This is a genomic window from Pseudomonas sp. L-22-4S-12 (assembly GCF_009799935.1).
In the GTDB taxonomy this organism is placed as follows: Bacteria; Pseudomonadota; Gammaproteobacteria; order Pseudomonadales; family Pseudomonadaceae; genus Aquipseudomonas.
In genome coordinates this window covers 692,443-705,769 of sequence record NZ_WELL01000001.1, presented here as the reverse complement: position 1 = coordinate 705,769, position 13,327 = coordinate 692,443, and the positions used below count along the sequence as shown (strand labels likewise).

Here is a 13,327-nt window from a genome sequence, read left to right as displayed (position 1 = left end):
CTGCCCGGCCAGCCGATCGACCTGCCGGTCACTTTTCAAGCAGGACAAATCTGATTACCCTGGCCGAATGCCATTATTCCAGCGCCAGATAATCGCCATATTTCTACTCGGCTGCCTCGCCCTCGCGGCACGGGCCGAGCCGCTGCGCGTGGTCACCGAGAGCTGGGCGCCCTATGTCTACGAAGACAACGGCCAGCCGGCCGGGCTCGACTACGAGATCGCCGCCGAAGTACTGCGCCGCCTGGACGTCGAAGTGCAGTGGCAGTTCCTGCCATGGAAGCGCTGCCTGCTGGCCCTGGAGCAGGGCCAGGCCGACGCCATCCTCGATATCTTCCGCCTGGCCGAGCGCGAGCGGCAGATGCTGTTCGTCGAGGAGCCGCTGTCGGAAGTCGAGTTCGTGCTGTTCTTCGCCCGCAACCGGCCCTACCCCTACCGCCGCCTGGAAGACCTGCGCGACCTGCTGGTCGGCACCTCGCCCGGCTACTGGTACAACGATGCCGAGTTCCGCCGCTCCCGGTTGTTCACCCGCGAGGAGGCGCCCAGTCACGAGGCCAACCTGGGCAAGCTGGTGCGCAACCGGGTCGACCTGGTGGTCAACGACCGCCGCGCCGGCCTGTTCCTCGCCGCCCGGCTCGGCCTCGACCAGCGGCTCGGCTACAACACGCAGGCCCTGGGCCACGACCGCCTGTACCTGGCCCTGCGCCGCGACCCCAAGCTGCAGCCGCTGGCCAGCGCCTTCGCCAGGGAACTGCGCCGCTTCAAGCTGGAAGCCGCCTATGCCGAGCTGCAGGCACGTTATGCCGAACCGGCCGACGCGGCGCTTGCCGGGGCCTGGCAACGCCCCTGAAGCAAGCGACGGGCAGCTAGCTGCGCAAGCCTGCCGCTCTGTTATACTCGGGGCTCCCGCCAGGCTTGCGCCCGGATGCTTGCCCCCGAGGCCAGCAGTACCGGACGGGATTGCGCGCCCCAGTGCCGTGATTCAAGCCAGGCAATACACCCCCATAGGGCTTCGCCCTCACTAGACAGGATTTCACATGTCCTTTGCCTCCCTCGGTCTCTCCGAGGCTTTAGTCCGTGCGGTCGAAGCCGCCGGCTACACCCAACCCACTCCGGTGCAACAGCGGGCCATTCCCGCCGCGTTGCAAGGTCGCGACCTGATGGTGGCGGCTCAGACGGGTACGGGTAAAACCGGCGGCTTCGCCCTGCCGATCCTCGAGCGCCTGTTCCCCAACGGTCACCCGGACCGCGAACAGCGCCACGGCCCGAAACAACCGCGCGTGCTGGTACTGACCCCCACCCGCGAACTGGCCGCCCAGGTGCACGACAGCTTCAAGCTGTATGCCCGCGATTTGCATTTCGTCAGCGCCTGCATCTTCGGCGGCGTTGGCATGAACCCGCAGGTGCAGGCCCTGGCCAAGGGCGTCGACGTGCTGGTCGCCTGCCCCGGCCGCCTGCTCGACCTGGCCAACCAGCGCGCCATCGACCTGTCCCACGTGGAAATCCTCGTGCTCGACGAAGCCGACCGCATGCTCGACATGGGCTTCATCCATGACGTGAAGAAGGTGCTGGCCAAGCTGCCGGCGCAGCGGCAGAACCTGCTGTTCTCGGCGACCTTCTCCAAGGACATCACCGATCTGGCCGGCAAGCTGCTGCACAACCCCGAGCGCATCGAGGTCACCCCGCCGAACACCACGGTGGAGCGCATCGAACAGCGCATCTTCCGCCTGCCGGCCAGCCACAAGCGCGCCCTGCTCGCCCACCTGATCACCCAGGGCGCATGGGAGCAGGTGCTGGTGTTCACCCGCACCAAGCACGGCGCCAACCGCCTGGCCGAGTACCTCGACAAGCATGGCCTGCCGGCTGTGGCGATCCACGGCAACAAGAGCCAGAACGCCCGTACCAAGGCCCTGGCCGACTTCAAGGCCGGCGAAGTGCGCATCCTGGTCGCCACCGATATCGCCGCCCGCGGCCTGGATATCGACCAGCTGCCGCACGTGGTCAACTTCGAGCTGCCCAACGTCGAGGAAGACTACGTGCACCGCATCGGCCGTACCGGCCGTGCCGGGCGTAGCGGCGAGGCGATCTCGCTGGTGGCGCCGGACGAGGAGAAGCTGCTCAAGGGCATCGAGCGGATGACCAAGCAGCGCATCCCCGACGGCAACACCATGGGCTTCGATCCGTCCACCGTCGAAGTGGAAAAACCCGAAGTGCGCGGCCCGCGTCCGGAGCGCCAGCCGCGCGCCGATCGCCCGCGTCACGAGGCGAAGAAGCCGGAAGGCGCCGCTGTGGAAAAGGAAAAGCGCTCGAACAACCGCCGCGACCGCCTCAAGCCGCAAGGCCAGGCCAGCGGCGGCGAGCAGCAGCCGCGCCAAGGTCGTGAGCCGCGCGAGCCCCGTGCTCCGCGTGAGCAGCGCGAACCCCGCGCCGCCCGCGAGCCGAAGGCGCCGCTGACGCCGCCGCCGAATCGTGATCCGGAAGAATTCCTCGACGACGAGTTCGACAACTTTGGCAACCGCGCGGACTACGTACCCGTGCCGGCCAAACCGCAAGGGCGCGCCAACCCGCGTCGCGGTGGCCAGCCGGGCCAGCCCGCGCAGGCTCGCGGCCAGGGCAAACCGCAAGGTCAGGGCCAGGGCCAACGCCAGGGTGGCGGCCAGGGCAGCGGCAAGCCGAAGTCCGGCCAACGCCCGCAAGGCCAGGGCCGTAATGGTTCGGGCCAGGGCCGCGGTGCTGGTGGTCCACGTCGCGATGACGTGCGCCAGGAGCGCCAGGAACCCGCCGTGCAGACCAAGCAGCCGCTGATCATCCGCAAGGGTGAGCGCCTGCCGACGCCGGAGCAGCTGGACAGCCTGTCCGCCAACCGTCCGCGCGGCGAGAAGCCGGCACTGCTGACGCGCAAGTCCGAGCAGGAATAGAGACCTTATATAGGCTCTGAGGCGTTTCACCTGCCCCATGAAAAAGCCGGCGCTAAGCCGGCTTTTTCGTTTCTGCAGAACGCTGTCGCGGGTTACTCGCGCACGCCTTCCACCGACAGGATCAGCTCGACTTCCTGGGAAGCCGGGCCGAGGTCTTTCTGGATGTCGAAGTCCTTCAGCTTGAGGGTGGTGCTGCCTTCGAAGCCGGCACGGTAGCCGCCCCACGGGTCGCTGCCTTCACCGAGGAACTTGGCCTTGATCACCACCGGCTTGGTCACGCCGTTGAGGGTCAGGTTGCCGGTGATGTCGGCGGTGTCTGCGCCGGTGGACTTGACCGAGGTGGAGGCGAAGGTCGCGGTCGGGTTCTTCTCGACATTGAGGAAGTCGCCGCTGCGCAGGTGCTTGTCGCGCTCGGCGTGGTTGGAGTCGACGCTGGCGGTGTTGATGCTGACGTTGACCTTGCTGGCTTCCGGCGCCTTGGCGTCGAAGCTGAAGCTGCCGTCGAAGTCCTTGAAGGTGCCGTACAGCCAGCTGTAGCCCAGGTGGCTGATCTTGAAGTTGATGAAGGCGTGCTGGCCCTGCTTGTCGATGGCGTAGTCGGCGGCCATGGCCTGGCCGGCGAACAGGGCGGCGCCCAGGGTGAGGGCGGCGAGGGATTGCTTGAGCATTGTTCAGTCTCCTTGTGGGGTTACTTGCTGGCACGACCGAGCATGCGAACCAGAGTCGCATCGCGGTCGATGAAGTGGTGCTTGAGGGCCGCCAGGGCATGCAGGCCGGCGAAGATCACCAAGGCCCAGGCGAGGTATTTGTGGATCAGGCCGGCCACGTCGGCCTGGTCGGGAATGCTGGTCAGGCTGGCGGGCACCTCGAACAGGCCGAACACGCCGATGCCGCGGCCGTCGGCGGTGGAGATCAGGTAGCCGGAAAGCATCAGGGCGAACAGGCCGAGGTACAGCGCGGCATGGCCGAGCCTGGAGGCGGTGCGGGTCAGCGCGCCGTGATTGGCCGGGGCCGGCGGTGGCGGGCTGATAAAGCGCCACAGCACGCGCAGCAGCATCAGGGCGAAGAGCACAAGGCCGATGCTCTTGTGCAGGTCCGGTGCGGTACGGTACCAGCCGCTGTAGTAGTCCAGGTCGACCATCCACAGGCCCAGGCCGAACAGGCCGAACACCGCCAGGGCAACGACCCAGTGCAGCAGCATGCTGACCAGGCCGTAACGGGAACTCGAGTTGCGCCACTGCATTGCGAGACTTCCATGAAAATCGATGGGGCTAGCCTAGCGGCAAACCCATCGATTTAAAGCGGAAAATTTCGCTTCGAAATATCGAGTAAACAGATAGTTCGCCGGATAGCGCGGGCCACGCGGCATCCGTGCGCAGAGGCGCGGCGAACCCGGGCGGGTTCGCCGCCGGCGCTTACCAGCTGAACAGGCGGGCGAAGAAGCCGGGCTTGGCGGCCTTCTCGTCCGGGCTGGCGGGCTTGGCCGCCGGGCTGCCCTGGGCTGCGGGCTGGGTGATCAGCACGGCCTTGCCCGCCTGCAGGTTCCGGGCCTGGCTGGCGGCGCGCTGGCCACTGCGCAGGGCGCCTTCGAGGGTGCCCGGGTACAGCGCGTCGCTGTGCTCGCCGGCGAACAGCACGCGGCCCAGCGGCTTCTCCCACAGGCGCCAATACTGGCTGATCTCGCCCGGACCGTAGGCCAGGTAGGCGCCGCCGACCAGGGCGTCCTTGCCGTAGCGGCGCACCTCGTAGCCGGTGAACTGCTCGCGGGCGCCGGGGTAGCGCTGGTCGAAGCGGATCAGCACCTGGTCGACCATCTGCCGGTCGCCGAAGGCATTGAGCAGGCGGGCGTTGTCGCCGGACAGGTTGATCAGCAGGTTGGCCCCGCCCTTCAGCGCCGGCTCGACCCACAGCATGCCCAGGCCCTTGTCGCTGAAGATCTCGCCGGACAGGCGCGCCTTGCCCCATACCGGTTTCTTGAACTTGAGCAGCATCTGGTCGCGCCAGCCGTAGTTGATGTCCTGCAGCGCCTTGCGTTGCAGGACGTCGAGCGACGGCGTCAGGCCGATCTTGTTCAGCGCCGGCAACGGCACGGCGAGGACCACGTAGTCGGCGCTGTAGCCGGTGGCGCCGACCTTGACGGTGACCTTGTCCTGCTCCTGAACGATGGCCGAGACCCGCGCGTTGGTCTTCACCAGCTTGAGCTGCTTGGCCAGGGCCAGGGCCAGCACCTGGCTGCCGCCGGGCAGGCGCGCGGCGCGCAGCTCGCTGTCCGGCAGACCACGGTAGACCCGCGCCTGCTGGGCCAGGTAGAGCAGCGACAGGCGCGACGGTTCGTCGTAGCGCGAGCGGATGCGCTGGTCGACCAGGGCACGCGCGGTGGGCGGCAGGGCCAGCTTGTCCAGCCAGCGCGCGGTGGTCATCGCGTCCAGGCTCTTCAGGGTGTGGTTGGCCAGCGGATTGAGCGGGTCGTCGATGGAGGCGGCCAGGTCATCCAGGCTCTTGTCGAAACGCGCCAGGCCCTCGCTGGTGCTCGGCGAGTTCTTGGCCAGCTCGGCGGCGGACTGGTAGTGGCCGTCGATCAGGTAGCCCGGGCTGCGCACGTAGTCCGGCGCCGCCTGCGCCTTCAGCTTGAAGCGTTGCAGGTAGGCATGCACCAGCGGCTGCACCTTGGCCGAGCCGAGCCATTCGCTGCTGGCCAGCCCGGAGCGCCCGCCGACACTCGGCTTGGCCTCCAGCAGGGTGACCTGCCAGCCCTTGTCCTGCAGCTCAAGGGCAGCGGTCAGGCCGGCCAGGCCGCCACCGACCACGATGGCCGTGGGTTGCTTGTCCTTGCCCAGCGCCAGGCTGCTGCTGAGGGCCAAAACCATGAGCGCACAGGCGCGCAACCAGACTGCGGACATACGGAAAATCCCTGGGCAAAAAACGACGGCGCGCAGGATACGCCAGGGCCCGATGGCGGGCCAGACGTATCCGTCGGCGGGCGGGCAGAACCCATCGGCAATCTGCTAGGCTGGCGCCCCCGAATGAGGAGACCTCGCGATGAGCCTGAACGCCGAGTGGATGCAGCGCGACCTGGCCGTGCTCTGGCACCCCTGCACCCAGATGAAGGACCACGAGCGCCTGCCGCTGATCCCGATCAAACGCGGCGACGGCGTGTGGCTGGAGGACTTCGACGGCAAGCGCTACCTCGATGCAGTCAGCTCCTGGTGGGTCAACGTGTTCGGCCACGGCAACCCGCGCATCAACGCGCGCATCCGCGAGCAGCTGGACAGCCTGGAACACGTGATGCTGGCCGGCTTCAGCCACCAGCCGGTGATCGAGCTGTCCGAGCGCCTGGTGCAGATCACCCCGGCCGGGCTGAACAAGGTGTTCTACGCCGACAACGGCTCCTCGGGCATCGAAGTGGCGCTGAAGATGAGCCACCACTACTGGCTCAACTGCGGCCAGCCCGGCAAGAAGCGCTTTATCACCCTGACCAACAGCTACCACGGCGAGACCGTGGCGGCCATGTCGGTGGGCGACGTGGCGCTGTTCACCGACACCTACAAGGCGCTGCTGCTCGACACCATCAAGGTGCCCAGCCCGGACTGCTACCTGCGCCCGGCAGGCATGGGCTGGGAAGAACATTCGCGCAACCTGTTCGCCGCCATGGAACAGACCCTGGCCGAACATGCCCACGAAGTCGCGGCGGTGATCGTCGAGCCGCTGATCCAGGGCGCCGGCGGCATGCGCATGTACCACCCGGTCTACCTCACCCTGCTGCGCGCGGCCTGCGACCGCTATGGCGTGCATCTGATCCACGACGAGATCGCCGTCGGCTTCGGCCGCACCGGCACGATGTTCGCCTGCGAGCAGGCCGGCATCACCCCGGACTTCCTGGTGCTGTCCAAGGCGCTGACCGGCGGCTACCTGCCGATGGCCGCGGTGCTGACCACCGACAACGTCTACGCCGCCTTCTACGACGACTACGCGACCCTGCGCGCCTTCCTGCATTCGCACACCTACACGGGCAACCCGCTGGCCTGCGCCGCCGCCCTGGCGACCCTGGATATCTTCGAGCAGGACAACGTGATCGAGGCCAACAAGGCATTGAGCGCGCGCATGGCCAGCGCCACCGCGCACCTGGCCGAGCATCCGCATGTGGCCGAAGTGCGCCAGACCGGCATGGCCCTGGCCATCGAAATGGTCCAGGACAAGGCGAGCAAGACCGCCTACCCCTGGCAGCAACGCCGCGGCCTGCAGGTCTACCAGCACGCCCTGGGCCGCGGCGCCCTGCTGCGCCCGCTGGGCAGCGTGGTGTACTTCCTGCCGCCCTATGTGATCACCCCGGAGCAGATCGACTTCCTCGCCGAGGTGGCCAGCGAAGGCATCGATATCGCCACCCGCGATTCGGTCAGCGTGGCGGTGGCCAGCGGCCTCTACCCCAACCACCGCGATCCGGGCTGAGCCTGGGGTGGATGACGGGTCGCTCGGCCAGCAGCGCACATCGCGGGTGGACGGATAAAGCGCCGTCCACCCTACCCCCACCCAGACCTCGCCGCTAGAATTCGCGCCTCTGTCCCAGGTTCTCGCCCATGCGCCTATCCCGCTTCTTTATCGACGCCCCCCTGTCCCTCGGCCAGCACGAGCTGCCGGAAACCCAGGCGCACTACATCGGCCGCGTGCTGCGCCATGCCGTGGGCGACGCCGTGCAGCTGTTCGACGGCAGCGGCCAGGAATACCGCGGCGAGCTGATCGAAGTGGGCAAGAAGAGCGTGCGGGTCGAGCTGCGCGAACAGTTCGAGGGACAACCGGAGTCCGCGTTGCGCGTGCACCTGGGCCAGGGCCTGTCGCGTGGCGAGCGGATGGACTGGGCGATCCAGAAGGCCACCGAGCTGGGCGCCAGCAAAATCACCCCGATCGTCTCCGAACGCTGCGAAGTGCGCCTGAAGGACGAGCGCGCCGACAAGCGCCTGGCCCACTGGCGCCAGGTGGCGATCAGCGCCTGCGAGCAGTGCGGCCGTTCGGTGCTGCCGCAGATTAACCCGCCCGTGCTGCTGGCCGACTGGCTGCAGCAGACGGAGGCGGAGCTCAAGCTGGTGCTGCACCCGGTCGCCGAGCCGCTGGCCAGCCACGCCAAACCCGGCAGCCTGGCCTTTCTGATCGGCCCGGAAGGCGGTCTCAGCGATGGCGAAGTGGCACAGGCCAAGGCCGCCGGCTTCCACGCCGCCCGCCTCGGCCCGCGGGTGCTGCGCACCGAGACCGCACCGGTGGTGGCGCTGAGCGTGGCGCAGCAGCTATGGGGCGATTTCTAAAGCGGATGGTGTAGGAGGCCCGCGAATTGGCCCTGGTGCGCACAGCGCACTCTACGCCAAACCCGTAGGTTGGGTTGAGGAGCAACGCGACGAAGCCCAACAGCCGGAAACCGGGTTCGTTGGGCTTCGCTGCGCTCAACGCCAACCTACCCTGTGCCCCCGGGCACAGCCGAGCGCCCGCAAAAAAGCCCGCCGAAGCGGGCTTTTTCCATACGGACGCAGCGCGGCTCAGATCAGCCCGGCATCCGCCAGTTTCTGCTCCAGGCCGATCAGGTCAGGGATCTTCACCACGGCTTCGCCGAGCTGCACGGCGTCCAGCTCCAGCGGCGCCAGGCGTTCGTTGGCCCGCGCCAGATGGCCGTCGACCTTCAGCGAACGCGGAATGCCCTGCACCAGCAGGGCGATGAACTTGACCTGGTCACGCCCGCCGAGGGCGTTGAGCACCGCCACACGCACGCCCGGACCGATCTGCGGCTGGCCGTCGGAGGCCGCCTCGAACGACAGCAACGGCAGCTGCAGGTCGCGCCAGGCCACCTGGCCGAGGAACCAGCCCGGCAGGCCCGGGGTGACGTGCGGCGCACGGTAGGGGATCAGCTCCGCCAGGGCCACGTTGGGCAACAGCAGGGTGCGGTCGGCCAGGGGCACCAGCAGGGCGGTGAGGTTGCTGACGCTGTTGGCGGTGCTTACGGCTTGGCTCATGGATCAATCCTGTACGAAGGCGAAGCGGGCGTCAGACGCACTGCTCGGCCAGATGGTTCACCAGCGCCGCGGCCAGCTCGCGCGGGTCGCCACTGAGGGCGCTGTAGCCGCCCTCGCGCAGGCTGTCGGGCATGCTCGGGCAGGCACAGCTGTCGCCGCGCTGGGTCCAGATCTGCCCGCCCTGGCGGCGCACGTAGGCGGCGGCGGCACTGCCGTCGCTGCCCATGCCGCTGAAGGCGATCACGCCGCAGTTGCCGGCGAAGTGCTGGGCCAAGTTGAGCATCATCTGGTCGATGGACGGGCTGTAGGGTTCCGGCCAGGCGCGGTCGCAGACCTGCATGGCGCCGTTATCGGCGAAGCCCAGCTCGTGGGATACCGGGGCCACCACCACTTCGCCGCAGCGAATCGGGTCGCCATGCCGCGCCGGATTGACGTGCCACTGGCTGTGCCGGCCGACGGCCTGCGGCAGCGCGGTCTCGAAGCTGGCGCCGATGTGCTGGGCGTAGACGAAGCCGATCGGCAGGCCGCCGGGCAAGGCGTCGAGGAAGGCCTTGACCGCCTCCGGGCCGCCCAGCGAGGCCGCCAGCAGCCATACCTGGCGCGCCGGCTCGCCGGCCACCAGCGGCGTGCCGGCCAGGGCCGCCGGCAGCTCCAGGCGCCCGGGGCGCTGCGCTTCGGCGAGCAGGGCTTCGAGGCTCGGGCCGATGGCCTGGGCCGGGTCGCCGACCAGGCGCTTGAGCTTGCCGAACAGGCTGCGCTCCCAGCGCGGGTAGTTTTCCGAGTGGCGCTCCGGGGCATGGCCCTCGCCGAACAGCACCGGCGCGTTGGAGCGCTCCAGCAGGTTGTCGACCAGCGGCGAATCCTCCGACTGGGCCAGATCGACCAGCCACAGGTCCGGCTCGCAGGCGGCCAGGGCTTCCTCGTCGAGGCGCGCCGGGTCGCTGTTGAGCACGACCTGGTATCCATTGCCGGACAAGGCCTGCTGCAGCACATGGCGCTGCAGCGAGGTATCGGCAATCACGGCAATCCTTGCGGCTGTACGGCTATCACTCATGGTGCTTGACCAACTTCTGGATGTTTTCGAGCAGATCGGATTCCTGGTACGGCTTGCCCAGGTACTCGTTGACGCCGATCGCCATGGCCCGCTCGCGGTGCTTCTCGCCGGTACGCGAGGTGATCATGATGATCGGCAGGTCTTTCAGGCGCTCGTCGTGGCGCACCAGGGTGGCCACTTCGAAACCGTCCATGCGCGGCATTTCGATGTCCAGCAGCATGATGTCCGGCTTGTGTTCCTGCAGCTGGGCGATGGCGTCGACCCCGTCCTTGGCGGTCAGCACGTTCATGCCGTTGCGTTCCAGCAGGCGGCTGGTGACCTTGCGCACGGTGACCGAGTCGTCGACCACCATGACCAGGGTCGGCCGATCCGCTTCGACCTCCGCCACGCTCTGCGGCACATGGCTGGCCAGACGCGGTTGCTGCAGCTGGCTGAGCAGGTGGGCGTGGCGCACCCGGATGGTCGCCAGCAGGTCGAGAATCACCACCACGCGACCGTCACCGAGGATGGTCGCACCGGAAATGCCGTGCACGCCGGCGAACTGCGGGCCGAGGCTCTTCACCACGATTTCGCGCGAGCCGGCCAGGCTGTCCACCTGCACGGCCACGGCGTGCTCGTTGGAACGCACCAGGATCACCGGCAGCGGCAGGCTCTGGCCGATCAGCTTGGGCTGCTGGCCGTTGTTCAGCAGGTCGCCGAGGTATTTCAGTTCATAGGCCTGACCGGCGTACTCGAAGCGCGGCGCATCCGGCGCGTAGTAGGCCTCCAGCTCGTACGGCGAGACCCGCACGATGCCTTCGATGGTGTTCAGCGGGATGGCATACAGGTCTTCGCCGGACAGCACCATCAGCGCGCGGTTGACCGACACGGTGAACGGCAGGCGGATGAGGAAACGGGTACCCTCGCCCACGGTCGATTCGATGCTCATCGAGCCGCCGAGCTGCTTGACCTCGGAATGCACCACGTCCATGCCGACGCCGCGGCCGGAGATCTGGGTGACCTTCTCGGCGGTGGAGAAACCGGCCTCGAGGATGAACTGCAGGATCTCGTGGTCGGACAGATCGGAGTCGGCATCCATCAGGCCGCGTTCGATGGCCTTGCGGCGTACCGCATCGAGGCGGATGCCGCCGCCGTCGTCGGCCAGGGTCAGGAGAATGTCGCCACCCTCGCGGCCCAGGCTCAGGCGGATATTGCCGGCCTCCGGCTTGCCGCTGGCGCGACGCTTGTCGGCCGGTTCGATGCCATGGTCGACGGCGTTGCGCAGCATGTGTTCCAGCGGCGCGACGATGCGCTCCAACACGGTACGGTCCATCTCGCCTTCGGCGTTGCCGACATGGAATTCGACCTGCTTGCCCAGTTCCGCCGCCACTTGGCGCACGATGCGGCGCAGCCGCGGAACCAGGCGGTCGAACGGCACCATGCGGGTGCGCATCAGGCCTTCCTGCAACTCGGTGTTGACCCGCGCCTGCTGCAGCAGCAGGGTCTCGGCATCGCGGTTACGCGCGGCCAGGGTTTCCTTCAGGTCGAGCAAGTCGGAGGCGGATTCGAACAGCGCCCGCGACAGCTGCTGCAGCTGCGAGTGGCGGTCCATTTCCAGCGGGTCGAAGTCTTCGTAGCCGGCACGCTCGGCCTCGGCCTGGTAGCGGCTGAGGATCTGCGCCTGAGTTTCGATGTCGAGGCGGCGCAGCTGGTCGCGCACCCGCTCGATGGTGGCTTCCATCTCGCCGAGGGTGAAGCCGACGTCGCTGACCTGCTGCTCGACCCGGCCACGGAAGATCGAGGTCTCACCGGCCAGGTTGACCAGGCCTTCGAGCAGTTCGGCCGGGACCTTGACCAGCTCCTGCGGCGCGCGCTGGGCGGCGGCGCGGGCAGCAGCCTCGGCGGCGCGCTGAACGAACGGCAGGACCCGCTGCTCCTGCTTGGCCTGCGGCTGGCTGCTGGCGGCGACCAGCGGCGTATTCAGGGTCACCTGCGCGGGCACCGGCGCTTCGGCCGGCGCGGTTTGCGGCTGCGCGGCTTCGGCTTGCGTCTGCGCGTCGAGGCGCTGGCGCAGCTGGTCGAGCTCCTGTTGCAGACCTTCGTAACCGGACTGCACGTCGAGGAACAGGCTTTCCGGCCAGGGTGCGCCCTGCTGCTGGGCCTCGGTCAGGTGCTGCTCGAGATCGTGGCTGAGGTCGCCCAGGCGCTTCTGCCCGGCCAGCCGGGCACCACCCTTGAGGGTATGCAGGATGCGCAGCATCTCGTCGATGGCGCTGCCATCTTCGCGACTGGCTTCCCAGCGGCCGATGCTGGCCTCCATGGCCTCCAGCAGGTCGTCACCTTCCTCGAGGAAGATGTCGAGGATCTCGTCTTCGGCGGCGGAGTCGTCTTCCACCACCGGCTGCAGGTGCACGCTGGAGGGAATGCTCAGCTGTTCCGCGGGGTTGGCGCGAAACTGCTTGATGGTGGCGATCAGCGCCTCGCCATCGGGCACGGCGCGATGGTCGCGCACCGCCTCGAGCATTTCCGCCAGGCGATCGTGGCAGGCCTGCAGCAGGCCGATCAGGTCCTGGCCGGCACGCAGGCAGCCGTCGCCGACGCCTTCGTAGAGGAACTCCAGCTCGTGGGCCAAGTCGCCGATCTCGCGGATCTCGGCCATCCGCGCACCGCCCTTGAGGGTGTGCAGATCGCGCTGCAGGGCCTCGACCTCGAGGGTGTTGTTGATGTCGCCCATCCAGCGCTGCAGGGCGGCGCCGGCGCTTTCGATGATGTCGAAACCTTCTTCGAGGAAGATTTCCACCAGCTCCGGGTCACGCTCGTCTTCAACCGGCGGCGCAGGGATCACGGCAACCGGTTGTTCGAGCGGCTGCACTGCGGATTCGGCTGGTTCACTCGCCGCCCACTCGACGAACTGCGGCTCGGCCTGCACTGCCGGCTCGACAGCGAGCGACGCCTCGTCGACGCCGGCGAAGGGTTCCGCGGACCAGATCGGGTCGGCCGCGGCCGACGCTTCCTGCTCCTCGGCACGGCTCTCGGCCGGCTCGGCGGCGGCCACCAGCGGCTCGCTGCCCAGCTCGGGCAAGGCACCGTCCAGCGACCAGTCGGCGCCACTGAGGTCGGGCAGGCCTTCCAGCTGCGGCTCTTCGATGACGAAGGGCGCCGGCTCCGCCGCGGCGGCAAAGTCCGCCGCATCGCCCAGGTTGGGGGTGCTGAACTCGACGTCGGCCAGTTCGCCCAGGTCCATTTCCGCCGACTCGGCGAGTTCGGCCTCTAGCGGACTGTCGACCAGCGTCAGCGCGGGCAGCTCTTCCTCGACCAGCAGCTCGGGCAGGGCTTCGGCTTCGGCTTCGGCTTCGGCTTCGGCTTCGGCTTCGGCTTCGGCTTCG

General features: G+C 68.1%; 9 protein-coding genes and 1 pseudogene. 4 read left to right on the top strand and 6 right to left on the bottom strand.

Annotated elements, in window-relative coordinates; genetic code table 11:
- Window positions 1-67: 67 nt before the first annotated feature.
- Window positions 68-847 (top strand): ABC transporter substrate-binding protein, encoded by a 780-nt coding sequence (locus F3I16_RS03170; protein ID WP_160492292.1) that lies wholly within the window; start codon window positions 68-70, stop codon window positions 845-847.
- 187 nt (window positions 848-1,034) lie between these two features.
- Complete coding sequence (locus F3I16_RS03165; RefSeq protein WP_160492291.1) at window positions 1,035-2,915, top strand: DEAD/DEAH box helicase; 1,881 nt, start codon at window positions 1,035-1,037, stop codon at window positions 2,913-2,915.
- A gap of 92 nt (window positions 2,916-3,007) precedes the next feature.
- Here F3I16_RS03165 and F3I16_RS03160 read toward each other — a convergent pair whose 3' ends face one another.
- The 3 genes and pseudogenes from F3I16_RS03160 to F3I16_RS03150 form a co-directional block, all read right to left on the bottom strand.
- The gene (locus tag F3I16_RS03160; protein WP_160492290.1) at window positions 3,008-3,583 is read right to left on the bottom strand and encodes a YceI family protein; all 576 of its coding nucleotides are present in this window, start codon (window positions 3,581-3,583) and stop codon (window positions 3,008-3,010) included.
- Between the two features lie 20 nt (window positions 3,584-3,603).
- Window positions 3,604-4,158 carry a cytochrome b gene (locus F3I16_RS03155; protein ID WP_160492289.1) on the bottom strand — a complete coding sequence of 185 codons (555 nt, stop codon included), beginning with the start codon at window positions 4,156-4,158 and terminating at the stop codon, window positions 3,604-3,606.
- A gap of 181 nt (window positions 4,159-4,339) precedes the next feature.
- A pseudogene (locus F3I16_RS03150) lies at window positions 4,340-5,815 on the bottom strand (flavin monoamine oxidase family protein); the annotation flags it as partial.
- A gap of 139 nt (window positions 5,816-5,954) precedes the next feature.
- Between F3I16_RS03150 and F3I16_RS03145 the strand changes: the two are divergent.
- The gene (locus tag F3I16_RS03145) at window positions 5,955-7,361 is read left to right on the top strand and encodes an adenosylmethionine--8-amino-7-oxononanoate transaminase (protein ID WP_160492287.1); all 1,407 of its coding nucleotides are present in this window, start codon (window positions 5,955-5,957) and stop codon (window positions 7,359-7,361) included.
- A 128-nt stretch (window positions 7,362-7,489) separates the two neighbouring features.
- Window positions 7,490-8,209, top strand: a complete 720-nt coding sequence (locus tag F3I16_RS03140; RefSeq protein WP_160492286.1) for a 16S rRNA (uracil(1498)-N(3))-methyltransferase — start codon at window positions 7,490-7,492, stop codon at window positions 8,207-8,209.
- A 228-nt stretch (window positions 8,210-8,437) separates the two neighbouring features.
- Here F3I16_RS03140 and F3I16_RS03135 read toward each other — a convergent pair whose 3' ends face one another.
- The 3 genes from F3I16_RS03135 to F3I16_RS03125 all read right to left on the bottom strand — a co-directional run.
- Window positions 8,438-8,908 carry a chemotaxis protein CheW gene (locus tag F3I16_RS03135; protein ID WP_160077097.1) on the bottom strand — a complete coding sequence of 157 codons (471 nt, stop codon included), beginning with the start codon at window positions 8,906-8,908 and terminating at the stop codon, window positions 8,438-8,440.
- Window positions 8,909-8,939: 31 nt separating this feature from the next.
- Window positions 8,940-9,962, bottom strand: a complete 1,023-nt coding sequence (locus F3I16_RS03130) for a chemotaxis protein CheB (protein ID WP_160492285.1) — start codon at window positions 9,960-9,962, stop codon at window positions 8,940-8,942.
- Window positions 9,955-13,327: response regulator (locus tag F3I16_RS03125; protein ID WP_256670058.1), on the bottom strand; the 3,373-nt coding region annotated here is incomplete at its 5' end. The genes F3I16_RS03125 and F3I16_RS03130, both read right to left, overlap by 8 nt.